Raw genomic sequence first — 22,291 nt, forward strand, 5'->3', positions numbered from 1 at the left:
CCGTGCGGGAGGTCAGGGTCGACCCCCTCGACCTGGACAAGCTGGCACGCATCCTGCCGTCCGAGCGGGCCGACTCGTTGCGCACCCGGGCCGCCGACGCAGCGGACCGGCTGCGCGGTCGGGTCGTGTGGAACGTCAACGCCACCGCGACCGGAGGCGGTGTCGCCGAGATGCTGCAGGTCCTGCTGGCCTACGGCCGCGGGGCGGGCGTGGACACGCGGTGGCTGGTGCTCGACGGGGATGCCGAGTTCTTCACGGCGACCAAGCGGCTCCACAACGTCCTGCACGGGTCGGCGGGCGACGGCAAGGGCCTGGGCGACGACGTGCGGGCCCACTACGAGGCCGTGCTGGCCCACAACCTGCGCGACATGCGCCGGCTGGTCCGCCCCGGCGACATCGTGCTGCTCCACGACCCCCAGACCGCGGGGCTCACGCAGGGACTGATGGAGAGCGGCGTTGCGGTGGCCTGGCGGTGCCACATCGGGCTCGACGAGCCGGACGAGATCGCCGACCTCGGCTGGGCGTTCCTGCGTCCGTACGTCGAACAGGCCGACGCCTTCGTCTTCTCGCGGCGCGCGTATGCGCCCGGCTGGGTCCCGCCCGACCGCCTCCGGGTGGTGCCCCCTTCCCTCGACCCTTTCAGCGCCAAGAACGCGGTGCTCAGCGTGCACGACGTCAGGGCCACCCTCCAGATCGCGGGGCTGGTCAGCACCGACGCAGACGGCGGAGGCGCGGCGTTCGGCCGGCGCACCGACGGACCCGGCCGGGTCCGGGCCCGCGACAGCCTGATGGTGGACGACTCCCCCGTCCCCGGGGACGCCCGGATCGTCCTCCAGGTGAGCCGGTGGGACCGGCTCAAGGACATGGAGGGCGTGCTCCGGGGCTTCGTCGACCACCTCGGGGAGCTGCCCGCCGACGCGCACCTCGTGCTCGCGGGCCCCGACGTGACCGGGGTGAGCGACGATCCGGAGGGCGCCGAGGTCTTCGCGTCCTGCCGAGAGCTCCGGGCCTCGCTGCCGAGCCGGACCAGGGACCGGGTCCACCTCACCGCGCTGCCCATGGACGACGGCGACGAGAACGCCCACCTCGTCAACGCCCTCCAGCGCTACGCCTCGGTCGTCGTCCAGAAGAGCCTGGTCGAGGGCTTCGGCCTCACCGTGACCGAGCCGATGTGGAAGGGACGCCCGGTGGTCGCCTCGGCGGTCGGTGGCATCAACGACCAGGTGGAGCACGGCACCAGCGGGCTCCTGCTCGACGATCCTCGCGACCTCGCTGCCATGGCCGGGGCCGTCGACTCGCTCCTGCGCGACCCCGCGCTGGCCGTGCGCCTCGGCGCGGGGGCCCACCTCCGGGTGCTCGACCGGTTCCTGGCCGACCGACACCTCATCCAGTACGCCGACATGTTCTCCGAGATGCTCGGTCGCTGACCGGCTCGGCTGTCAGGACTCCGCCCGGCGGCGTCTCATGAGGTCGTCCAGCACCGCGGCCTCGTCACTGATGATGCCGGTCACCCCCATCGCCAGCGCGGCATCGAGCGCCCGGGGCGTGTTCACCGGCCAGGTCATCACCAGGTCTACCTTCCGGTGGAGGGCCGCCACCACGTGCGAGTCCAGGAGCGTCCGGTGGACCGACACCCCGTGGACGGGCGACCCCACCTCGAGGCGGCGGCGCAGACGGGTGAGCTCACCACGGGTCCGGGCCGACAGCACCGGTCGCACGAACGGGAGCTCGGCCACCGTCTCGACCGACGGCCACCAGCGCCCGCACACCAGCACCGGCGCGTGGTGCCCGCCGTGGTGGAGGAAGCGGGCCACCGAACGGGCCGCCGACGTACGACGCCCCTTGAGGTCGAGCATGAACGTGGTGCCGTGCTCGTCCGCCCGCATCAGCTCGTCGAGACCGAGCCGCGGGGCCGACGCCGGCGCCAGCTCCCACCGGTCCCAGAGGAGGGGCAGCGGTCCGGCCGTCTTGAGGTGCCTGACCTCCAGCCGACCCCGGTGCTCGTGGACGTCGCACTCGATGACGTCGACGCCGAGCTCGTTGGCGGCGTGCAGGCCCGCCAGCGAGTTGCCGGCGCGGTGGGCGATGGCCAGGACGGACACTCAGTCCACGCTCCGTGCTGCCCGCCGTCGCTCCAGCCACAGGGCGACCGCGTGCCCCACCAGCGCGAGCGCCACGCCCGCGACCACGTCGACGATGTAGTGGTTGGCCGTGGCGACCACGGCGAACGCCATCAGCACGGGCATCGCGAACCCAACCACCTTCAACGCGAGCGTCGAGGCCGCGGAGATGATCGCCATGCCCACCAGCAGGTCCCATCCCGAGTGCAGGCTGGGCATCGCGGCGTACTGGTTGACGAAGGCCGGCGGCTGCAGGACGCGGTAGGCCTCGGACTGCTCGGTGACCGTGTCGGCCAGCCCGAGCCCGGCGAGTCTCGGCGGGGTGACGGGGTAGCTCATGAAGACCACCAGTCCGAGGGCACCCGACACCATCATCCCGTCCCGGAGCCGCAGGAACTCGACGCGGTGGCGCCAGGCGAGCCACAGCATCGTGGCGATGATGACGGGCCAGTGCCCCCAGACGTAGATCCAGTTGGCGAAGGTCTGCAGCGACCCGGACGGCGCCACCAGGTCCTGCAGTCCGGCCTCGACGTTGATGCCCAGGGACCGCTCGAACCGCACGATGTCGCGGGCGTGCTCGTTCGCCAGGTCCACCGAGCCCTCCGTGAGCCCGCGGACGCGGAAGTAGACGAAGACGCCCAGAGCCACCAGGCCGGCCTGCCACAGGACGAAGCCGACCCTGCCCAGCCTCGGGTCGAGCCTCGTCACCCGACCCTGGATCTCCAGCATGTGGGTGCACGCTCCCGCCGTGGACGCTCGACTGTCCTGTCCATGGTCACCCCTCCGAGCGCCGAGCGCCGGGGCCGAAAGTCCCGAAGCGGCCCCCGCGGGGTCACGACCTCGTCAGGCGGGCTGGGGTGCGGCGCGCAGTGCCCGACGCGTCACGAGCAGGCTGGCCCCGCCCAGCACGAGCGCCGGCGCCCAGGCCAGCGCCGCCTTCAGCGTGACGGCGGCCGTGGCCGCCACCCACGGGACCCCGACGGCGACCAGCGCCACGACCAGCGCGGCGTCGCGCGGGCTCGCACCGTTGGGCCCGGGGATGGCGCCGGCCAGCTGGCTGGCTCCGAAGGCGCCCATGACGGCGAGAGGAGACACCGTGTGCCCGGTCGCGGCCACGGTCCCGAGCAGCAGCCCCGCGATGGAGGCCTGGTAGCCCGCGGACAGAGCGAGGGCGTGGCCCAGCTGGCGGGGACGCGGGAGGGGCCCGCTGGGCAACCACTCGGGACGGACCCGGCGTACGACGAGGGCGACGACGACCGCGACGAGGCCCAGCGCCAGCGAGACGAGGAGCATCCGCGTCGGGAGCGCCGTCCCCGCGAACGCCACGAACACCGCCAGGCCGATCGCACCGACGAACCGGTCCGCCCCCACGCTCATGACGGCGTCACCACGACCCAGGCCCGTGCGGGTGAGCCGGTGCAGACGCCACACGTCAGCACCGACGTGGCCCGGGGTGACCAGGCCCAGCAGCTCCGACTCGGCGTACGCGCGCATGTGCCACCGCCGGGTGAGTCCGGCGCCGGTGAGCACCCGCCACCGCAACGGGCACAGGACGTACTTCCCCACCACCCACGGGACCAGGCCGACGAGCACCGGCCAGATGGTCACGTGCGGGAGTCGCGGCAGCGTCATGGCCGGCACGAGGAGGCTCACGACGACCCCGAGGACAAGCACGGGACGGGAATGCAGGACGGAACGCCAGGTCACAGGGGTCCTTCAACGGGGGGCGGGGGGCAAGGACGGCTGACCCCATGGTAGAAGACCCCACGCCCATCTGCTGCATGCTGGGACGCCGCAACCAGCTCCCCCGGCGGGTCAGCCGCAGAAGTCGTCCTTGGACGCGTCGTACTCGTTGCTGACCGAGATGCAGTAGCCCGTGTCGTCGTCGACGCCGACGACCACGATGGACACGCCCTCCGACGCGACGAACTCCTGCTCGCCGATCGCGACCGACTCCCCTCCCGACAGCTCCACGGGCACGACGACGCCGGTGGTGACGAGGCTGGCGTTCTGGAGCGTCGCCATCCGGGACAGGTCGGTGTACATCGGGCGGTCGCGGTCGATGCTCTCGTCGAGGCGCAGCGCGAGCGGCAGACATGCCAGCAGCAGCACGAAGGCGCCGATGGTGATGAGGACCGACGCGTTGTCGACCTTGAAGAACCCGTCTCGCTGCACGCCGCCATCCTAGGCGCACGACGCGGTCCCACCGGTGCTTGCGTACGATCCGACGCATGCTGAAGCGACTGCTGCCCGCCACCGCCGCCCTCATGGCGCTCTCCCTGCTCGCTGCCTGCGGCAACGAGGCCGACAACGACGAGGCGGTGGACCCCTCCACGGGTGCCTCGACCCCCGCCGAGGGCGAGAGCGACGAGGCGGCCGCGTCGACGGCGTGCGACTACCCCGAGGACGGCTCCGAGCCTGCCAAGGCGGTCGAGCCTCCCCCGGCGGAGGCGACCACCACGGGCACCGTGAGCGGCACCATCGCGACCAACGTCGGGGACATCGCGATCGAGCTCGACGCCGGCCGGACCCCCTGCACCGTCGCCAACTTCCTCTCCCTCGCCGAGCAGGGCTACTTCGACGACACCCAGTGCCACCGCCTCACCACCGAGGGCATCTACGTCCTCCAGTGCGGCGACCCGACCGCGACCGGCATGGGCGGCCCCGGCTACACGATCCCCGACGAGGTCGACGGGACCGAGAAGTACGGCCCCGGAGTCCTCGCGATGGCCAAGACCAGCGAGCCCGACTCCGGCGGCTCGCAGTTCTTCCTGGTCTACGCCGACTCCGGCGTCCTCGACCCGGTCTACACCGAGTTCGGCACCTTCGACGAGGCCGGCGTCGCCCTCCTCGAGGAGGTCGCCGCGAAGGGCACCGCCGAGGGCGGACCCGACGGCTCCCCCGCGGACGAGATCACCATCTCGGGGGTCACGGTCGGCTGACGCGCCGGGCCGTGCCGGTACCTGAGTACTAGGACCATCGGACACTCGCAGCCTGCACCGCCTCCTCCTTAGCGTGGTTGCTACCACCAGCGGACCCGATCGGGTCCGTCCCCCCCGAGGAGAGGAACCCGTCATGGCCTTCAGCGCCTACAGCCTCAGCACCCGTCGCCGCCGCGGTCGCGGTCGTCACGGCACCGGCACCGGCACGCACACCCGCACCGGAGGGACCAGCGGGGGCACCAGCACCCGGACCCGCACCGGCCACTGAGCCCACCGTCCCCCCGGCACGAGGGCGGGTCAGCGTCGTCACGACGACGCCGACCCGCCCTCGTCGCCTCTCCACGAGGAGAAGCCATGCCACTGCTGCCTGCGCACGCCCCGGCGGTGCCGCTGCGCGAGGTCGTCCGCACGTTCTGGCCGTACGCCGCGCCGCGCCAGCGCTGGATGGTGCTCGCGCTCGTCCTGGCCGCCATCGCCCCTGCTCTCGCGTGGTGCGAGATCTGGCTCTTCAAGGTCGTCGTCGACGACGTCCTGGTCCCCCGGGACTTCGCGGCCTTCCTGCCCGTCGCCGCGGCGTACGTGGTGCTCACCGTCGCCCAGGGCCTGCTCGGCGGTGCCGAGCGCATGCTGGGCACGTGGCTGAGCCAGCACTTCCTGGTCGACCTGCGCCGTGCGCTCCTGAGCCACCTGGGCCGACTCCCCCTCGACTTCTTCTCGCGCAGCACCGTCGGCGACCTCCTGTCGCGGGTGTCCGGCGACGTGGCGGCCATCGAGGCCTTCCTCGTCACCGGCACCACCCGGGCGCTCACCCAGGTGCTCGAGCTCGTCGTCTTCACGGCGGCGCTGTTCTGGATCGAGCCGACGCTCGCCCTGGTCTCGCTCGCCGTCGCTCCCCTGTTCTGGACCACGTCACGCTGGTTCAGCACGCGGATGCGCGACGTGTCCCGGGAGCGGCAGCGCCGCTCCGGCTCCATCACCACCGCGGTCGAGCGCACCCTCGGGACCATGCCGCTGGTCCAGGCCTACGACCGCATGGACGCCGAGGTGGACCGCTACGGCGTCGAGGCCGATGCCAAGCTGCGCGCCGAGATGTCCTCGTCGCGGCTGCGCTCCTGGTACGTCCCGGTGGTCGACCTCATCGAGCTCATGGGCGCGCTGGTGGTCATCGGGCTGGGTGCCTGGATGCTGTCGCAGGGTCGCCTGACGGTGGGCGAGCTGCTTGCCTTCCTCACCTTCCTGAGCCGGCTGTACGGTCCCGTCCGCGGCCTCGGCAGCTCCCTCACGGCGGCCTACTCGGCAGCGGCCGGCGCCGAGCGCGTGATCGAGCTGCTCCGCCAGGCCCCGCTCCCCCCGGACCGGCCCGGGGCGGTCACCCTGACCCGGGTCACCGGTGACGTCGCGCTCGACCGGGTCGGCTACACCTACCCGGGCGCCGGGCGGCCCGCCCTGGCCGACGTCACGCTCCGGGTGCGTCCCGGCGAGCTGGTCGCTGTCGTCGGAGAGAGCGGCGCAGGGAAGTCCACACTGGCGCGTCTGCTCACCCGGAGCGTCGATCCCACCGTCGGCCGGGTCACCCTCGACGGGCACGACCTGCGGGACGTGACCCGGGCCAGCCTGCGCGCCCAGACCGCGGTCGTGCTCCAGGAGACGCTGCTGCACGACGGAACGGTGCACGACAACATCGCGTTCGGCCTGCCTGGCGCCGACGACGCCGCGATCGAGCGGGCCGCCCGCCTCGCCGACGCACACACCTTCGTGGCCGACCTGCCGGACGGCTACCTGACCCAGGTGGGCGACCGCGGGCGGCGGCTCTCCGGTGGGCAGGCCCAGCGCATAGCCATCGCCCGCGCCCTGCTGCGCGACGCCCCGGTGCTGCTGCTGGACGAGCCGACCGCGGGCCTCGATGCCGGCAGCGCCGACCGGGTCACCGCCCCGCTGCGCCGGCTGGTCCGGGGACGGGCGACCCTGATGATCTCCCACGACCTGTCGGTCACCCGGCACGCCACCCGCATCGTCGTGCTGGACTCCGGACGGGTCGTCGAGACGGGGACGCACGACGAGCTCCTGGACGCCCGGGGCCACTACGCCCGCCTCTGGGCCCTGAGCCACCCGGACGGGGCAGCACACCGCGAGGGAGTCCCCGCATGAGCGCCCCCGCGCTCGTCGAGCCGCCGATCCTCGGGGCCGGGGAGGAGCTCGCCCCGGGATACCGGGTCGTCGAGCTCGTCTCCCGCGGGGTCGCCCTCGACGTCTACGAGGTGTTCTCCGAGGAGCGCCTGTGCCACTGCATCGCCAAGTCCGTCCGGCCGGACCGGCCCGAGCAGCGTGTCAGGGACCGCCTGCTCCTCGAGGGACAGCTGCTGGAACGGCTCGCACACCCCCACCTGGCCCGGGCGCTCGACACGGTCACGGACTCATCGGGCGCCCCGGTCGTGGTCCTCGAGATGATCCTGGGTCCGACCCTGGAGGAGCTCATCGACTCCCGCGCCCGGCGCTTCGCGGCCACCGATCTCGCCCACCTGGGCCAGCACCTCGCGTCCGCCCTCCACCACGTGCACGGCGCAGGCTTCCTCCACCTCGACGTACGTCCTGCGAACGTCGTGGCCCGCGCCGGCATCGCGACCCTGATCGACCTGAGCATCGCCCGCCCCCCGGGTCCGGTGCGCCGCGGTCTCGGGTCCCGTGAGTACCTGTCGCCGGAGCAGGCTCGCGGCACCGTCGCCTCGGCGGCCACCGACGTCTGGGGGCTGGGAGCCACGCTGTACGAGGCCGCGACCGGCACGGCGCCCTTCGCCCCGCACGACGACGAGGAGCGGGTCACCTGGGAGGCCGGTCAGCCCCTCCAGCTCACCGTCGCGCCGCGGGACCCCCGGACGCTGCGACCACGGCTCCGCCGAGACCTGGCCGCCCTCGTGCGCGAGATGCTGGACCCCGTCCCCCGTCGTCGACCGGCGCTGGTCGAGGTCCACCAGCGGCTGGGGCGGCTCGTCGAGGAGTGAGCTGCGCGGCGGGTCAGCTCCGTCCCTCGAGGACGGCGCGGATCCGGGCGAGGTCCTGGGTGGTCGCGCGGCGCATGGCCCGCTCCATCACCGGCGCGGCCACCCGGGCGAATCCGGACGGGTCACCGGTGTTGGTGAGCGTCATCCGGGTCCCCCCGGCCACCGGCTCCCACGTGTACGTCGTCCGCATGGGGAAGGGACCCTGTGCGGTGGCCATCACCAACCGCTCCCCCGGGACCAGCTCGACGACCTCGTAGGTGTAGGTGAGGCGACGTCCGAGGAAGTGCGCGACGAAGTCCATCCGCGATCCGACGGCCACCGGCGGCGGGGTCTGCCACTCCACGGAGCGGATGTTGGCGTACCACTCCGGGGCGTGGCCAGGATCCGCGGCGTACGCCGCCACCTCGTCCACGGGCCGGGCGATCACGGTCTCGACGGTCACGTCCACGGCCACACCCGGCAGCGTAGTGCCGGGTCGAGGGCTCAGCGCTGCTCGTAGGTGACGTCGGCACCCAGCTGGACGGTGCGGCTCACCGAGCACAACCGGTCGCGGGACTGGGCGATCGCCCGCGGGAGCGCCTCCCGGGCGGCGTCACCCTCGGGCCCCTCGGGGAACTGCACGTCGAAGCTCAGGCGCAGGCCGGTCACGTGGTTGCCCTGCTCGTCGCGGACCTTGTGCCCCTCCGAGGTCAGCTCGAAGGTGGTGCTCCCGGCCCGCTTGCGCGTGATCAGGTCGACGTCGATGGCGCTGCACCCGGCGATCGCCGCCAGCAGGAGCTCGACCGGGGTGAAGTCGGGGTCCTCGCCCCCGGTCCCCATGAAGGTCTCGCCGCCGCGGGCGTTGGTCGCCTTGAAGCGGCCTTCGCCGATCTTGGTCAGACCGATGCTGCGCAGGCTGTCGGGCGCGGTGCCGGGACCGGCGGGCGGGGTGCTGGCGTGGCTGTCGGGTGCGTCGTCCATGCCCCCAGCGTAGGGAACGGTCAGCGGGCCGTACGGCGCGCGGCGCGGCGCGCGCGGCGCTGGTCACGGCGAGCCAGCTGGATGTTGCGGAGCTGCGCCGGGTCCTCCACCGAGTGGATGCGCCCGTCGACGATTCCGTTGGCGAGGTGGAGCTGCGTGGTCATGGTGGTGCGGTCCTTCCGGCCCGTCCCGGGCCCGGCTGAATGGATCTCGATGTAATGAACAACGCCGCTGGGGCGCCTCTTACATCCTACGTCCGCAGACACGGCCTCCCGTACCGTCGAAGGGGTGATCTCCCCCACCCGGGAGAGCACCTCGTGGCTAGGGTGGACAGGTGAGTGGATCCCCCTACGTCAGCCTGCAGCGCACCGAAGCCATCGACCGACGGGAGCTGCTCGACCTCACGTCGTACGACGTGTCGCTGGACCTGGAGGCGGACGAGGCGACCTTCGCGTCGCACACGACGATCCGCTTCCGCAGCCGCGGCGGACCGACGTTCGTGGACCTCAAGCCCGTGAGCGTCCGGTCGATCACCCTCAACGGCGCGCGCGTCGACCCCGACCTGCTGCGCGGGGGCCGGGTCCCGCTCGAGACCGTGGCCGGCGACAACGAGCTGGTGGTCGACGCAGTGATGCGGTTCCGCAACGACGGCGAGGGGCTGCACCGCAGCGTCGACCCCGCCGACGGGCGCCACTACGTCTACGGCATGTCCTTCATGGACGCCGCCCCCAGCGTGTTCGCCTGCTTCGACCAGCCCGACCTCAAGGCGCCCTACCGGTTGGCGGTCCGCGCCCCCCAGGACTGGGTCGTCGTCGCTAACGCACCGGGCGAGCAGGTGGAGCCGGGGTCCTGGGTCTTCGCGGAGACGCCGCCGCTGTCGACGTACTTCGTCACCGTCGTCGCCGGGCCCTACCACCTCATCGCCGACGAGCACGACGGCATCCCCCTGGGGTTGTCGGCGCGTGCCAGCCTCGCCCGCGAGCTCGAGGCCGACGCGGACGAGCTGTTCACGCTCACCCGTCAGGGCTTCGACGAGATGCACCGGTTGTTCGGGATCCGCTACCCCTTCGGCAGCTACCACCAGGCATTCGTCCCGGAGTTCAACGCCGGGGCGATGGAGAACCCCGGGTGCGTGACGTTCCGCGACCCGCTGATCTTCACCAGCAAGGTGACGCGGGGTGCCCGCATCGTCCGCGCCACCACGGTGGCCCACGAGATGGCGCACCAGTGGTTCGGCAACCTCACGACGCCGACCTGGTGGGACGACCTCTGGCTCAACGAGTCGTTCGCGGAGTACATCGGCACCCGGGTCACCGCCGACGTGACGCAGTACGACGACGCGTGGGTCCACAGCTCCTACATGCGGCGTCAGTGGGGACTGCTGGCCGACGCCGGCCCGGCGACCCACCCGGTCGCCGGCAACGGCGCGGTGGACGCCACCGCCGCCCTCCAGGACTTCGACGGCATCTCCTACGTCAAGGGCTCGACGCTGCTCAAGCAGCTCAACGGACGCCTCGGCGACGAGGTCTTCTTCGCCGGGGTCGTCGACCACTTCGAGACGCACCGCTTCGGCAACGCGACGATGCACGACCTCTTCGCGAGCTGGGAGAAGGCCGGCGCGGGCGACATGTCCGACGTCACCGACGGCTGGCTGCGCACGCGCGGAGTCGACACCGTCACCCACGACCGTGCGGCGGGTGTCCTGCGACGCACTCCCCCGGCCGTCGAGCCCGTCGAGCGCACCCATCGGTTCACCCTGTCCGTCACGCCGGCCGTCGGCGCCGGTCGCCGCGTGCCGATCACCCTCGATGCCGCGACCACTCCGCTGGAGGTCGACGCGGACGACGCGGTCGTGATCGACGTCGACGAGGACTCGTGGCTGCTGGCGCGCCCGGACGCCACCACGATCTCGCTGCTGCCGTCGGTCATGCGCTCCAGCCGCGACCCGATGGAGCGAGCTGCCGTCTGGAACAACCTGCGCAGCGCCTTCGAGATCGGCGGCGCCACCCCCGAGGACGTGCTCGCCGTCGCCGTCGTCGCCATCCCCGACGAGACCAGTGACGAGCCGCTGTCCTTCAACGGCTGGGCCAGCTCGCCCAGCAAGATGCTGCTGATGGAGTGGCTCGTCGCCAAGGTGGCTCCGCTGGCCGGGGACCCCCGTGCCGCCCTCGAAGCGCTGCACCAGGCCTGCCTGGCGCGGGCCACGACCGCCGACCCGGGCAGCACCGTCCAGCTCGCGGCCTTCCAGGGCGCGATCGCCTCGTGCGACACGGCCGAGGAGGTCTCGCGCTGGCTCGCCGGTGACGTCCCCGAGGGCGTCCAGGCCGACCTCAGCCTGCGCTGGCGGCTGCTCGTGCGGCTCGCCGCACTGGGCGGCACGGACCGCGCGGCCCTCGACCGGTCGCTGGCCGAGGAGCCCACCGCCACGTCGCGCGTCGACCACGCCCGCGCCGTCGCCTCGCTCCCGGACGACCAGGCCAAGGCGTGGGCCTGGGGCCGCTTCACCGGCGCGGAGGACGTGCCCAACTACGAGCTCCAGGCCACGGGCCAGGGGATGTGGGTGCCCGGCCAGGAGCACCTCACGACGCCGTACGTCGAGCGCTTCTTCGCCGACCTGCCCTCGACGCCGACGCACCGCTCCGGCTGGGTCCTCGCGGACGCCGCCTGCTGGTTCTTCCCGCTCACCTCCCAGGACCCGCACACCGTCCGCCTGGCTGGCCGACTCGCCGGCGACGAGTCGCTCGACCTGTCGTTGCGCCGCCAGCTGCGCGTGATGGCCGACGAGCTCGAGCGTCGCCTCGCCGTGCGGGCGGTGCCCGCGTGACCACCAGCGCCCGCGCGCGCAGGCCCGGACCCTCCGTGCGTACCCGCGTGACCGAGCACCTGGCCGACGGCACCCGGCACCACGAGGACCGCCTGGCCACCGAGGAGCCGCTGGAGATCCGGCTGGCCGTCGGGACGCTGCCGGCCCGGCGCATCTGGGTCACCATGCGGACCCCCGGGCACGACTTCGAGCTCGCGGCGGGCTTCGCGATGGGTGAGTCACTGTGTGCTCCCGGGTCGATCCGTCAGGTGGCCTACTGCACCGACGCCGATCTCGCTCCAGAGCAGGAGTTCAACGTCGTGACCATCACCGTGGCAGCCGGCACCGACATCGCCGCGGCGCACCGCCACGAGGCCCGCAGTGCCGGGTCGTCGGCGTGCGGGGTCTGCGGCAAGGACAGCGTCGCCGAGGTGCTCGACGTCGTGCACGGTGCGAGGTGGACCGGCGAGGTCCCCTCCCCCGCCGTCGCCCGGGAGCTCCCGGACCGGCTGCGCGAGGACCAGCAGCTCTTCGGGCGCACCGGCGGCGTGCACGCGGCCGCGCTGGCGTCCGCCGACGGGGTCATCGAGGTCGTCCGCGAGGACGTGGGCCGCCACAACGCCGTCGACAAGGTGATCGGCACCCGTGTCCTGGCGGGGCGTGACACCGGCGCCGCCTGCCTCGTGGTCAGCGGCCGCGCCGGCTTCGAGCTCGTCCAGAAGGCCGTCACCGCCGGCATCGGCAGCCTCGTCGCCGTGGGTGCTCCGACCAGCCTCTCGGTCGACCTCGCCCGGCAGGCCGGGCTCACGCTGTACGGCTTCACGTCCCCGGGCAGGTGCGTGCAGTACGCCTGACCCGGGTCCGGGCGGCGTGGGGTCCCGGCCACTGTCGGTGGTCGAAATTAGGTTCGTCCCATGCGCATCCTGCACACCTCCGACTGGCACCTCGGGAGGTCCTTCCACCGGGAGGACCTGCTGGGTCACCAGGGTGTGTTCGTGGACCACCTTCTCGACGTCGTGGAGCGCGAGCGGGTCGACGTGGTCGTCGTGTCCGGGGACGTCTACGACCGGGCCCTGCCCCACGTCGACGCCGTGCACCTCGCCGACGAGGCGTTCGCCCGGCTGGCGGCGTCACCGGCTCGGGTGGTGGTCACCAGCGGCAACCACGACTCCGCCCAGCGCCTCGGCTTCGGTTCCCGCCTCATCGACGCCTCCGGGGTCTTCATCCGCACGTCGGCGGCGACGGTCGGCACGCCCGTCCTGCTCGGGGACGAGCACGGTCCGGTCGCGATCCACGGCCTGCCCTACCTCGACCCCCGCGCCCTCGCCGAGCCGTGGCGGCTGCCCGCCAGGTCCCACCAGGCGGCGCTCGACGCGGCCATGCTGCGGGTCCGGGCCGACCTGACCGCCCGGAGCCAGAGCACCCGGTCGGTCGTGATGGCGCACGCGTTCGTCGCCGGCGCCGAGCCCTCCGACTCCGAGCGCGACATCAGCGTCGGTGGCGTCTCGCGCGTGGCCACGTCGTCGTTCGCCGGGATCGACTACGTCGCCCTCGGCCACCTGCACGGCCGGCACACCCTCACCGAGGCCATCCGCTACAGCGGCTCCCCGCTGGCCTACTCGTTCTCCGAGGCCGACCACCGCAAGGGGTCCTGGATCATCGACCTCGACGCCGCCGGCCTGGCCCACGCCGAGTTCGTCGAGGCTCCGGTCCCCCGCCGGCTGGCGCGCATCTCCGGCGAGCTCGAGGCCCTGCTCGCCGACCCCCGGCTCGAGGTCCACCAGGACGCCTGGGTGCAGGCGACCCTCACCGACCGGGCCCGCCCCCGGCACGCGATGGATCGGCTCCGCGCGCGCTTCCCCCACACGCTGGTGCTCGGCTTCGCCCCGCCCTCTGGCACGACGTCCACGACCCCGGCCGCCCGCGCTGCTGGCCGCAGCGACCACGACGTCGCCCTCGACTTCGTCGCCGAGCTCCGCGGCGCCCCGGCGACGCCCGCCGAGTCGGCGCTGTTGCGCGAGGCCGTCGACGCCTGCTGCGAGGACACCGACGTCGACGTGCTGGTGGGTGAGGGCTGATGCGCCTGCACTCGCTCGAGGTCACCGCCTTCGGCCCGTTCGCCGACACCGTCGCGATCGACTTCGACGCGCTCTCGGCCTCCGGGCTGTTCCTGCTGAGCGGCGCCACCGGCGCGGGCAAGTCCAGCATCCTCGACGCCGTCTGCTTCGCGCTCTACGGCGACGTCCCCGGCGACCGTGCAGCGGCCAAGCGGCTCCGGTGCGACCAGGCCGCCCCGGGTGTGGCCCCGGCCGTCGGTCTCGAGGTGACGCTGTCCGGCCGTCGCTGGCGCATCGAGCGCTCGCCCGCGTGGCAGCGCCCCAAGAAGCGCGGGACCGGCATCACCACCGAGCAGGCGTCGGTGCACCTCGCCGAGCGCGTGGACGGGCAGTGGGTCACCCGGTCCACCCGGCTCGACGAGGCCGGTCACCTGATGACGCGCCTCGTCGGGATGAACCTCCCCCAGTTCTGCCAGGTCGCCATGCTTCCGCAGGGGCGGTTCCAGGCGTTCCTGCGTGCCAGGTCCGAGGAGCGCCACGCCCTGCTCCAGCAGGTGTTCCGGACCGGTCGCTTCGACCAGGTCGAGCGCTGGCTGCGTGAGCACCGTGTCTCGGTCCGCCGCACGTCCGAGCAGCACGCGACGACGGTGGCCGCGCTGGTGAGCCGCATCAGCGAGACGGCCGGCCGGCCGGTCCCCGACGACGAAGCCCCGCCTGCGGGCCTGCACACGTGGCTCGACGGCGTGCAGGCCGGGGCTCGCGCCAGTGCCTACTCCGCGGCCCTCGGCGTGGCCGTGGCCGACGACACCTCCGACCGTGCCTCGCGCCGACTCTCCGACGCCGAGCAGGTCCGTGACCTCCAGGCCGCGCATGCCGAGGCCGCTGCCGTCGTGGCCGGCCACGACGCCGAGGCGCACGAGGCAGCGCGGACCCGCGTCGAGCGGGCGCAGCGCGCGGCCGGGCTGATCGGCCTGGACGACACCCTCGTGGAGGCCGAGGCGCTGCGTGACGCGGCCCGGCGGGAGGCGGCGCGGACACTGGCGGCCTGGACCGCCCTGGCCGGTCCCCCGACGGTGGGACCCGAGGCCGGCGACGACCCGATCCGGGCGCTCGCCGACTCGGCGGCCGCACTCCAGCGGGCGGAGGCCCTGCGACCCGACGCCGAGCGGCTCCACGAGGTCCGGCGGCTGTGCGACGAGGTGGGCTCCCTCGTCGGTCAGGTCGAGGTCGACCTGGCCGCCGCCGTCTCGCGGGCGGACGCACTCCCCCAGCAGCTGGCTCAGCTGCGAGCCGACCTGCGCACCGCAGAGGAGGCTGTGGTCCTGCTGCCCGGCGCTGCCGCCCGGGTCGAGCAGGTCCGGGCCCGGCGTGATGCCGCCCGGGACCGGGCTGCGCTCGCGCCCGTGCTCCGTCGCGCCGTGGCCGACCGGGACGCGGCGCGCACCGAGGTGACCGCCCTCAAGGAGCGGTGGCTGGAGATCCGCGAGGCCCGCCTCGACGGGATGGCGGCCGAGCTGGCGTCGCAGATCGCGGTGGGGGCGAGCTGTCCGGTCTGCGGGTCCTGCGAGCATCCCGCCCTCGCCGTGTCGGCCCACGGCTCCCCCGACGCGGCGGGTGAGCGTGCGGCACGGAAGGGGGTCGACGACGCCGAGACCGTCGTGGTCGCGCTCGACGACCGGGTGCGGCACCTCGAGTCGCAACACGCAGCCCTTGTCGCCCTCACCGGGTCCGAGCAGCCCGGCTCCCTCGACGAGGAGCTTGCCGAGGCCATCGACCTGCACAACGAGGTGGCCGCCGCGGCTGCCCGGGCCGACGTCCTCAGGGCGAGCGTGACCGGCGCCGAGACCGAGACGCGCGCCGTGCGGGCCGAGATCGACACCCACGAGCAGCGGCTGGCCGGGCTCACCTCCCGGCTCGAGCTCCACCGGGCCGAGCGCGACCGCCTCACCACCCGCGTCCACGCGGTCCTGGACGGCACCGGCCAACCGACGCTGTCAGCACTGCTCGAGCTCCTGATCCGCCGGCACGACCGGCTGGGCGAGGCCTGCGCGGCCCATGAGGAGCTCCGCTTCGCCGAGCGCGACCGCCTCGCCGCCGAGCGCGCCCTGGCCGATGCCGCCGGTCGCGCAGGCTTCACCGACGTCGACGACTATCGCGATGCCCTGCTCGGCGACCCCGAGGTCGAGGGCCTCGTCCACCGCCTCGACGCCGCGGAGAGCCGGGTGGCCAAGGCCCGCGAGGTGCTGGACGATCCCGCGCACGCCGCCGCGGCCCGCCGGCCGGTGCCGGACCTGGTCGCAGCCCGCCGCCGAGTCGAGGTGGCCGGGTCCGACGCTCGCGCCGCCCACGCGCAGCTCGAGGTCGCGACCCGTCGGGTCACCCGCCTCGGCGCCCTGGGCGACGACCTGCAGGCGGCGCTGGATGCCTGGGCACCGGTCCGCGATGACCTCGACCTCGCGACCCACCTCTCCGCCTTCGTCGAGGGCAAGGCCGCCGACAACACCCTCCAGATGCGTCTCTCGGCCTACGTCCTCGCCCACCGCCTCAGCCAGGTGGTCGCGGCTGCCAACGAGCGGCTGGCCCGGATGAGCGACCAGCGCTACTCCCTCGAGCACACCGGTCGCCGCGGGGCCGGCGAGACGAGGGGCGGCCTCAGCCTGCTCGTCCGCGACGACTGGTCCGGCGAGAGCCGGGACCCGGCCACCCTGTCGGGCGGCGAGACCTTCGTGGTGTCGCTGGCGCTGGCTCTCGGGTTGGCCGACGTCATCACCCAGGAGGCCGGTGGCGCGGACCTCGACACCCTCTTCGTCGACGAGGGCTTCGGCTCGCTCGACGCGGAGACGCTTGACGACGTCATGGACACCCTCGACGGCCTTCGCGATGGCGGTCGGGTCGTCGGCGTCGTCAGCCACGTCGCCGAGATGCGCGACCGGATCCCCACCCAGCTGCGGGTGCACAAGCACCGCCAGCGAGGCTCCACCGTGGAGTCCGTGCTCGCCTGACCGGGGCCGTCCTGAGCGGCAACCGCGTTGTCCGGTCCGGAGAGCAATGAAACAAGCAGCCGAGATGAGGGCGTCTGGCAACTAACGGTCGGCGCCTCCTGTGGCACCCTGTCGAGGTGCCATCTCCTTCCGCTGACGTGGCCGCCGAGCGGCCGTTCTATGACCGCCATGCCGACGCCTACGACGCGTTGATCTCGGACCCGGTCGAGCCGTGGGTGGAGGCTGTAGATGAATCCCTGCGGGCCGCTGGATTCAGCGCCGCGCAGGTGCTTGATGCTGGTTGTGGCACAGGGCGCCACGCTGCTGCACTGATCGCACGCGGCCACCACGTCACCTTGCTAGACGCCTCGGAGGCGCTGATCTCGATCGCCCGTAAGCGCTGCCCCGACGCACCTGCTGTCGTGACGGACCTCTGTGAACCCGCCATCACTGGAGCGTTTGATGCCGTGATTGCGCGGGGCGTTCTCAACGATCTGTTGACGGATGACGAGAGGGCGGATGCGCTCAACGCCTTCGCGCGGCTCACCCGCGCGGGCGGCGTCCTGGTGCTTGATGTTCGGGAGGCCGCGATGTCTCACCAACGAGCGGACGGAATCTGGCGCACTGCGGAAGTCGATCTGCAGGACGGCTCGACGTTGCGGTTCGTCAGTCGACCGACATGGAAAGACGGACGGATCGTGGTGGAGGAACGCTATGAACTCGCTAGCGACCACGATGAGACACCGGAGGTGAGCGAGTTCCTCTTTGAGATGCGTCCGTGGACGCGTGATGAGCTGCAGCGGCGGTTGTCCAGCGCGGGCTACGGCTGCATCGAGATGCGCGACGGGGTGGGGCGACGCTCGCCGGACCGACTTCTTGTCACGGCACGCCACTAGGGCGACCGGGACTGCCGCCGATGGGGCACGGTCATGCCACTGGTCGGCATCCCGGCGTGAAGGCCCCTAGTAGCCGCTGATGTGCGCGTCATGCCGATGAGCGGATAGTCATGGACCAGCTGTGGCGCACGACTGAAGCCCTCCTGCGACGCCGCGTCCGAGCGATGTTCCCCGATCCGTCCTCAGTCGCGCGTACCGAGGACAGCGCGCCCCCTGAATGTCACGATCGGTGGGGTGACACCTCTGGGGTTGCAGGGTGCCAGTCGAGATGTAGGAACCAAGGAATGCTCGACAGAGCGATGACCGCGCTCCGACGGCGGCTGCAGCGGCGCAGACGGGGACCACGTCAGCCCACGTTGCTCGCGCGCGGCCCTGCGCCTGACGCGCGGCTCCCTAGCAGTCCATCGATCCCAACGCCAGGTTCATCGGGGAGCAGATGGGCCAGGGCAGAGACGGTTGAGCGCCGTGGTCGACTGCACCATCCTCGCGGGGATGTGCACCGACTGCCGAGATGAGTGCCGTTGCCCGGACCGGAGCGCTATGTGAGGTCGCGCACGGCATGTACGCGCCATGGACACTGGGTACCAGTCCGGAAAGGCCGTTGGCGCAACCGGACAGGCAAACCCCTCTACTGAGTCTTGGGCTCGCCAACGACGCTCACGCCGTCCTGGGCGAAGAGCGAGATCTGAGCAGCCCCAGCTCCAACCTGCTCATCGTGGTGGCATTTCACGTGGCCCCAGAAGTAGCCTCGAATGTCCCGTCGCTCAAGAGAGTCGACCATGGCCGAAAGCACTGAGACCGCCATCTTGGCTGGAGGCTGCGCCTGGATCATGCAGCCGCTCCTCTCCCAACCCGCAGGCGTGCTCTCCACTCGAATCGGATGGATGGGCGGCGAGGGCGACAATCCGACCGAGGAAGTCCCCCACGGCCATGCGGAAGTCGTGAAAGTGGTCTTCGACCCCGAGCAGCTCTCCTACCGGGGACTCCTGGAGGTCTACTTCCAGGTTCACCGAGCCGACCTCGCCGAAGACGTGGTCGGCTCCATCTACCGCTCCGAGATCTTCTATACCAGCGAGGAGCAGCGCAGTGTGGCCGAGGGGACGATCCGCGACGTCGACGCGTCCGGGCACTGGCTCGGCAAGACCGTGACCAGGATCAGCCCCGAGGGAGTGTTCTGGGAGAAGGGACCTGAGGAACAGGACTACCTGCAGCGCTACCCCAACGTCTTCAGACCTCCGTTCCCTCGCCAGGACGACACCTCCGAGGACGTCTCCTCCTCCACCTAGGGGTCAGGCGCAGCGATACCAGCGTCAGCGCGATCATCGGTGCATGGCCACACGCTGCATGACCGATGAGAGCCGTTGCTCGAGCCTTCGACGCTCGTCCTCCGCCTTGATGAATCCTTCTCGTCCGGGGGGAGGCAGGAACCCGACGATGTCCATGACATCGAAGTAGGGCTGGGGTTCCCGACCCGTGCGGGCGACGTAGGCCGCGGCCAACCGGTCCGCGGTGTCGCTGCCGTGGTCGATGGCGATGTTGGTGCAGCAGTGCGCGACGTCCAGCCACGCCGGCCCCATCGATGTCTCGACCCAGTCGACCACGCCGCTGATCCGGTCGTCAGACCAGAGCACGTTTCGGGGCTGGAAGTCGCGGTGGATGAAGCAGGGCTCGTAGCCCGGTGCATCGGTGCGAAGCAGCGCGAACGCCTCCTCCCACAGGTCTGTGTCCGTCGCCCAGGGCGGGACCGTGTACTTCGCTTCCCATGCCCACGACTGGTAGGTACGAACCTCGATCGTCGGCGAGACGTCATGGATGGTGGCGAGCAGGTAAGCCAAGCGGTCCAGGGAGTCCTCGTCGACGCGGTCGAGATCTACCTGACCGGGAAGCAGGCTCATCAGATGGCCGGGAAAGCCGCACTCCCGACCATGGGCGTCGAGAGCCCGAGAACGAGGCGCGGGAATCGGTGTGCGAGCCAGCATCTGCTGGATCTCGGACTCCCTCGTCGTCAATCCGGCGCCGTGACTGCGCCATGGTTCGCGCGTCATCAACCTGAGTACGAGCTCATCACCAGCTCCGGTCGCCAAGGCCAGCATGGTCGACGTCCACCCACCCGAAAGCTCGCTCACACGCGCGAGGGGGCCGGTGGTCGCTGATGCCCAGGTCAGCGCGTCGGTCACGTCGAGGTCGTCAGCCGTCAGCACGGATGCAGTCTGCCGCAGAGCCGACCAGCAGGTTCCGGCCGACGCCCTCGAAGCGACAGCGGGTTGAATGTCCCCGTGCCTCCCACCCTCACCCATCGGCTCGTGACACCACTGCCTCAGCCGCCCGCCATCCGACCCACCACCCACGGCTGATGGCGCTGCTCGACAACGCAGCGGGTCTCCTGGTGACAGCTGCTCCCGGCACGGCCAGCACGGCACTGCGCGAGGCGCTCCTCGTCCGCCCCAGTGTCACCGAGGTTCCTTCCGGCGGCGCGGTCCGTGCCGCCGGCATCGACGTCAAGCACGCCACCGCCGGCGAGCTGGTCCGAGCCGGGTTCCTGCCACCGGAGCACGGGCTGCGCATCGTGACCACCACCCGCAACCCGTTCGACTTCTACGTCGCTGAGTACGAACGCACCCGCCGTCGGTGGGTGCACGAGCTCCCCAACCCCGACTCGTGGGTGCACGCGACACCGGGCGCGGTCGGACGCATCGTGGACGCGGTGACCCTGGAGTTCAACGAGTGGCTGACGCGGGTCATCGCGGAGCCCGGTCCACGTCGGATCAACCGCGGCCACGTGGAGGAGGCCGACGTCGTGCTGCGGATGGAGCACCTCGAATCCGATCTGCGTGAGCTGCTGGGCCTCGAGGTCACCGTCCCCGCCACGAACGTGACCGACCGCGAGCGGGCGTACTGGCGTGCCTACGACGTCACCAGCCGCGAGCTCGTCGAGACCGCGCACGCCGACGACCTCGCGGAGTTCGCGTACGCGTTCTGATCCCGGCCGAGACAGACCCCACCCCGCGACGTACTGGCCTCGGCCCCACCGTGCCTGCGGCGCTCGGCTCAGGCTCGCCGACCGGGCCTCACCCAGCGCCGGGCCCCGTCGGAGCTCACCGCGATGAGGATGAGGACGGTGATCGCGGTGCTCATCAAGACCAGGAAGTGCACGTCCTCGGCGGCGTTCAGGTCGACCAGCTGCGTGACCGCCTCCACGGTGCACACGCCCATGAGTGCGATCCGAGCCCAGGCATGGTGAGCGAGCACGAACACCCACAGGCCGAGGAGGCACAGCGCGCTGCTGCCCATCACCGCGAGCTCGCGGGTCGACGCGGTGACCGAGAGACTGTCCGCTCCGACGACAGCGACAACCACGGTCGCCAGCGTGACCGCAGCCTTGGCCATGCTCATCACGGCCGCGGCGAGGAGGCTCGGCGGCGGCACCCGATGGGACATCGCACGCGACAGCGCATCCGTCGCTGGCTGCACGCGCTCCGGCTCCGGCGTCTCGAGGCCGGTCAGGTCGAGGATCGGCAGGCTCCCATCGGTGCGTACGACATCACCTCCACCGTTGCGGGTGGTGAAGGCGCTGGAGTAGTCCTTGATGACGCGCAACGAGGCTTCCGGAACGACGTACCGGACTGTGTCGATGACGTAGTCGCGCTCGATGTCGATGTCGGCGTCCACCCGGTGCGTCACCTGGAGGGTGAACAGCGAGATGCCGACTGCCTTGTCGTAGGTCGCAGCGGCCAGCCACTGCACCTGGAAGCCACCGGGCAGCTTCCAGCCGTCGGGGACCGGCCAGAAACGGACGTGGTGGCGTTGTGACGGGTTGCCGTCGACCTCCTGCTGGTAGGCGAACGCCTGCCGCTGCCCGAAGAGGAACAGTGAGGAGACGGGAGCCTGCGGGTAGGGGCGGCGTAGCACCGACGAGACCACGATCCTCCAGGAGGAGCGGATCGTGAGCTCGTCGGCACGGGTCCAACCGGCTCGGCTCATGGCAGCGTGGATGTCCGACTCGTCGCCGTCCAGGGCCAGGTTGATCGGGTCACCGAGCACGCCGATGTCGGTGAGGGATCGGCCGATGAAGTAGTCGGGCACGTAGACCTTCGAGAGCACTTCCTGCAGGCGGGGCAGTCCCACGTAGGCCAGAAGCACCCAGAAGAGGAAGACCGAGCCGATCGCGAACCAGCGGTCGAGGCCGATCGAGACCACGATCCATCCGAGCCACAGGACGAGCACCGTGCCGATCACGAAGAAGACGCCGTCGAGTATCTCCCGGACCGGCCAGAGCGGGGTGACGGAGACGTCGTCCGGTGCCAGCTCGAACGTCGGAGGCGACGTCGGCGGCGGCGTGTTGACGACATCACCGCGGCGCCAGTCATCGGCAGGCTCGACCACCATGCGCAACCATCCTCGCTGTCCCAGTGCGTTCGCAGGCTACCGAAGCGAGGTGGGGGTATGTCCCGACTTCGCAGGTGCTTCCTGCCCTGATTCCGGCACCGACCGAGCCCGGAGCACTAACCTCGGCCCATGCGAGCCCACGCAGGA

General features: G+C 71.9%; 21 protein-coding genes. 12 read left to right on the top strand and 9 right to left on the bottom strand.

What is annotated here, in order from left to right:
- Positions 1-2: 2 nt before the first annotated feature.
- On the top strand, positions 3-1,427 hold the full coding sequence (locus ASG88_RS19815; protein WP_056889160.1) for a glycosyltransferase: 1,425 nt from the start codon (positions 3-5) through the stop codon (positions 1,425-1,427).
- A 12-nt stretch (positions 1,428-1,439) separates the two neighbouring features.
- Here ASG88_RS19815 and ASG88_RS19820 read toward each other — a convergent pair whose 3' ends face one another.
- The 4 genes from ASG88_RS19820 to ASG88_RS19835 form a co-directional block, all read right to left on the bottom strand.
- Positions 1,440-2,102, bottom strand: coding sequence for a glycerophosphodiester phosphodiesterase (locus ASG88_RS19820; RefSeq protein ID WP_056889161.1), 663 nt, complete (start codon positions 2,100-2,102; stop codon positions 1,440-1,442).
- Positions 2,103-2,849, bottom strand: coding sequence for a phosphatase PAP2 family protein (locus ASG88_RS19825; protein WP_056889162.1), 747 nt, complete (start codon positions 2,847-2,849; stop codon positions 2,103-2,105).
- A 114-nt stretch (positions 2,850-2,963) separates the two neighbouring features.
- Positions 2,964-3,773, bottom strand: a complete 810-nt coding sequence (locus tag ASG88_RS19830; protein ID WP_157559843.1) for a lysylphosphatidylglycerol synthase domain-containing protein — start codon at positions 3,771-3,773, stop codon at positions 2,964-2,966.
- A 162-nt stretch (positions 3,774-3,935) separates the two neighbouring features.
- On the bottom strand, positions 3,936-4,295 hold the full coding sequence (locus tag ASG88_RS19835) for a hypothetical protein (protein WP_056889164.1): 360 nt from the start codon (positions 4,293-4,295) through the stop codon (positions 3,936-3,938).
- A gap of 56 nt (positions 4,296-4,351) precedes the next feature.
- Between ASG88_RS19835 and ASG88_RS19840 the strand changes: the two genes are divergently transcribed.
- From ASG88_RS19840 to ASG88_RS19850, 4 genes are all read left to right on the top strand, one after another.
- Positions 4,352-5,062, top strand: a complete 711-nt coding sequence (locus tag ASG88_RS19840; protein ID WP_056889165.1) for a peptidylprolyl isomerase — start codon at positions 4,352-4,354, stop codon at positions 5,060-5,062.
- Positions 5,063-5,195: 133 nt separating this feature from the next.
- Positions 5,196-5,330, top strand: a complete 135-nt coding sequence (locus tag ASG88_RS24120; RefSeq protein ID WP_268791669.1) for a hypothetical protein — start codon at positions 5,196-5,198, stop codon at positions 5,328-5,330.
- An 86-nt stretch (positions 5,331-5,416) separates the two neighbouring features.
- Positions 5,417-7,210 (top strand): ABC transporter ATP-binding protein, encoded by a 1,794-nt coding sequence (locus ASG88_RS19845; protein WP_056889166.1) that lies wholly within the window; start codon positions 5,417-5,419, stop codon positions 7,208-7,210.
- Positions 7,207-8,061 carry a serine/threonine-protein kinase gene (locus tag ASG88_RS19850; RefSeq protein ID WP_056889167.1) on the top strand — a complete coding sequence of 285 codons (855 nt, stop codon included), beginning with the start codon at positions 7,207-7,209 and terminating at the stop codon, positions 8,059-8,061. Before ASG88_RS19845 ends, ASG88_RS19850 begins: the two co-directional genes overlap by 4 nt.
- Positions 8,062-8,074: 13 nt before the next feature.
- Here ASG88_RS19850 and ASG88_RS19855 read toward each other — a convergent pair whose 3' ends face one another.
- Genes ASG88_RS19855 through ASG88_RS23210 form a run of 3 tightly spaced genes read right to left on the bottom strand, consistent with a single transcriptional unit; the run spans position 8,075 to position 9,185 of the window.
- Entirely contained in the window at positions 8,075-8,515 is a 441-nt protein-coding gene (locus ASG88_RS19855) for an SRPBCC family protein (protein WP_056889168.1), read from the bottom strand.
- 29 nt (positions 8,516-8,544) lie between these two features.
- The gene (locus ASG88_RS19860) at positions 8,545-9,021 is read right to left on the bottom strand and encodes an OsmC family protein (RefSeq protein WP_056889169.1); all 477 of its coding nucleotides are present in this window, start codon (positions 9,019-9,021) and stop codon (positions 8,545-8,547) included.
- 20 nt (positions 9,022-9,041) lie between these two features.
- A complete protein-coding gene (locus ASG88_RS23210; RefSeq protein ID WP_157559844.1) occupies positions 9,042-9,185 on the bottom strand; it encodes a hypothetical protein in 144 nt (47 codons plus the stop codon).
- Between the two features lie 170 nt (positions 9,186-9,355).
- Between ASG88_RS23210 and pepN the strand changes: the two genes are divergently transcribed.
- The 6 genes from pepN to ASG88_RS19890 all read left to right on the top strand — a co-directional run bounded on the left by pepN (position 9,356) and on the right by ASG88_RS19890 (position 19,044).
- Complete coding sequence (gene pepN, locus ASG88_RS19865) at positions 9,356-11,845, top strand: aminopeptidase N (RefSeq protein WP_056889170.1); 2,490 nt, start codon at positions 9,356-9,358, stop codon at positions 11,843-11,845.
- A gap of 47 nt (positions 11,846-11,892) precedes the next feature.
- Complete coding sequence (locus ASG88_RS19870; RefSeq protein ID WP_235534929.1) at positions 11,893-12,678, top strand: formate dehydrogenase accessory sulfurtransferase FdhD; 786 nt, start codon at positions 11,893-11,895, stop codon at positions 12,676-12,678.
- Positions 12,679-12,738: 60 nt separating this feature from the next.
- On the top strand, positions 12,739-13,902 hold the full coding sequence (locus tag ASG88_RS19875; protein ID WP_056889172.1) for an exonuclease SbcCD subunit D: 1,164 nt from the start codon (positions 12,739-12,741) through the stop codon (positions 13,900-13,902).
- The gene (locus tag ASG88_RS19880) at positions 13,902-16,883 is read left to right on the top strand and encodes an AAA family ATPase (protein ID WP_056889173.1); all 2,982 of its coding nucleotides are present in this window, start codon (positions 13,902-13,904) and stop codon (positions 16,881-16,883) included. Before ASG88_RS19875 ends, ASG88_RS19880 begins: the two co-directional genes overlap by 1 nt.
- A 116-nt stretch (positions 16,884-16,999) precedes the next feature.
- Positions 17,000-17,758 (top strand): class I SAM-dependent DNA methyltransferase, encoded by a 759-nt coding sequence (locus ASG88_RS19885; protein WP_162259880.1) that lies wholly within the window; start codon positions 17,000-17,002, stop codon positions 17,756-17,758.
- Between the two features lie 779 nt (positions 17,759-18,537).
- Positions 18,538-19,044, top strand: coding sequence for a peptide-methionine (S)-S-oxide reductase MsrA (locus ASG88_RS19890; protein ID WP_056889175.1), 507 nt, complete (start codon positions 18,538-18,540; stop codon positions 19,042-19,044).
- 33 nt (positions 19,045-19,077) lie between these two features.
- On the opposite strand, the gene ASG88_RS19895 is transcribed toward ASG88_RS19890, so the two are convergent.
- A complete protein-coding gene (locus ASG88_RS19895) occupies positions 19,078-19,959 on the bottom strand; it encodes a phosphotransferase family protein (RefSeq protein ID WP_056889176.1) in 882 nt (293 codons plus the stop codon).
- A gap of 152 nt (positions 19,960-20,111) precedes the next feature.
- Between ASG88_RS19895 and ASG88_RS19900 the strand changes: the two genes are divergently transcribed.
- Entirely contained in the window at positions 20,112-20,738 is a 627-nt protein-coding gene (locus ASG88_RS19900; RefSeq protein WP_056889177.1) for a hypothetical protein, read from the top strand.
- A 68-nt stretch (positions 20,739-20,806) separates the two neighbouring features.
- Here the strand turns inward: ASG88_RS19900 and ASG88_RS19905 are convergent, their stop codons facing one another.
- The gene (locus ASG88_RS19905; RefSeq protein ID WP_056889178.1) at positions 20,807-22,144 is read right to left on the bottom strand and encodes an LssY C-terminal domain-containing protein; all 1,338 of its coding nucleotides are present in this window, start codon (positions 22,142-22,144) and stop codon (positions 20,807-20,809) included.
- Positions 22,145-22,291 lie beyond the last annotated feature (147 nt).

Origin of the sequence: Nocardioides sp. Soil777 (genome assembly GCF_001428425.1) — a bacterium.
GTDB lineage: Bacteria > Actinomycetota > Actinomycetes > Propionibacteriales > Nocardioidaceae > Nocardioides > Nocardioides terrigena.

Bases quoted from the DNA above. Each gene is read 5' to 3' on its own strand.
- ASG88_RS19825 (WP_056889162.1), bottom strand. From the start codon at position 2,849: ATGCTGGAGATCCAGGGTCGGGTGACGAGGCTCGACCCGAGGCTGGGC.
- ASG88_RS19840 (WP_056889165.1), top strand. From the start codon at position 4,352: ATGCTGAAGCGACTGCTGCCCGCCACCGCCGCCCTCATGGCGCTCTCC.
- ASG88_RS24120 (WP_268791669.1), top strand. From the start codon at position 5,196: ATGGCCTTCAGCGCCTACAGCCTCAGCACCCGTCGCCGCCGCGGTCGC.
- ASG88_RS19845 (WP_056889166.1), top strand. From the start codon at position 5,417: ATGCCACTGCTGCCTGCGCACGCCCCGGCGGTGCCGCTGCGCGAGGTC.
- ASG88_RS19850 (WP_056889167.1), top strand. From the start codon at position 7,207: ATGAGCGCCCCCGCGCTCGTCGAGCCGCCGATCCTCGGGGCCGGGGAG.
- ASG88_RS19860 (WP_056889169.1), bottom strand. From the start codon at position 9,021: ATGGACGACGCACCCGACAGCCACGCCAGCACCCCGCCCGCCGGTCCC.
- ASG88_RS23210 (WP_157559844.1), bottom strand. From the start codon at position 9,185: ATGACCACGCAGCTCCACCTCGCCAACGGAATCGTCGACGGGCGCATC.
- ASG88_RS19875 (WP_056889172.1), top strand. From the start codon at position 12,739: ATGCGCATCCTGCACACCTCCGACTGGCACCTCGGGAGGTCCTTCCAC.
- ASG88_RS19880 (WP_056889173.1), top strand. From the start codon at position 13,902: ATGCGCCTGCACTCGCTCGAGGTCACCGCCTTCGGCCCGTTCGCCGAC.
- ASG88_RS19890 (WP_056889175.1), top strand. From the start codon at position 18,538: ATGGCCGAAAGCACTGAGACCGCCATCTTGGCTGGAGGCTGCGCCTGG.
- ASG88_RS19900 (WP_056889177.1), top strand. From the start codon at position 20,112: ATGGCGCTGCTCGACAACGCAGCGGGTCTCCTGGTGACAGCTGCTCCC.
- ASG88_RS19905 (WP_056889178.1), bottom strand. From the start codon at position 22,144: ATGGTGGTCGAGCCTGCCGATGACTGGCGCCGCGGTGATGTCGTCAAC.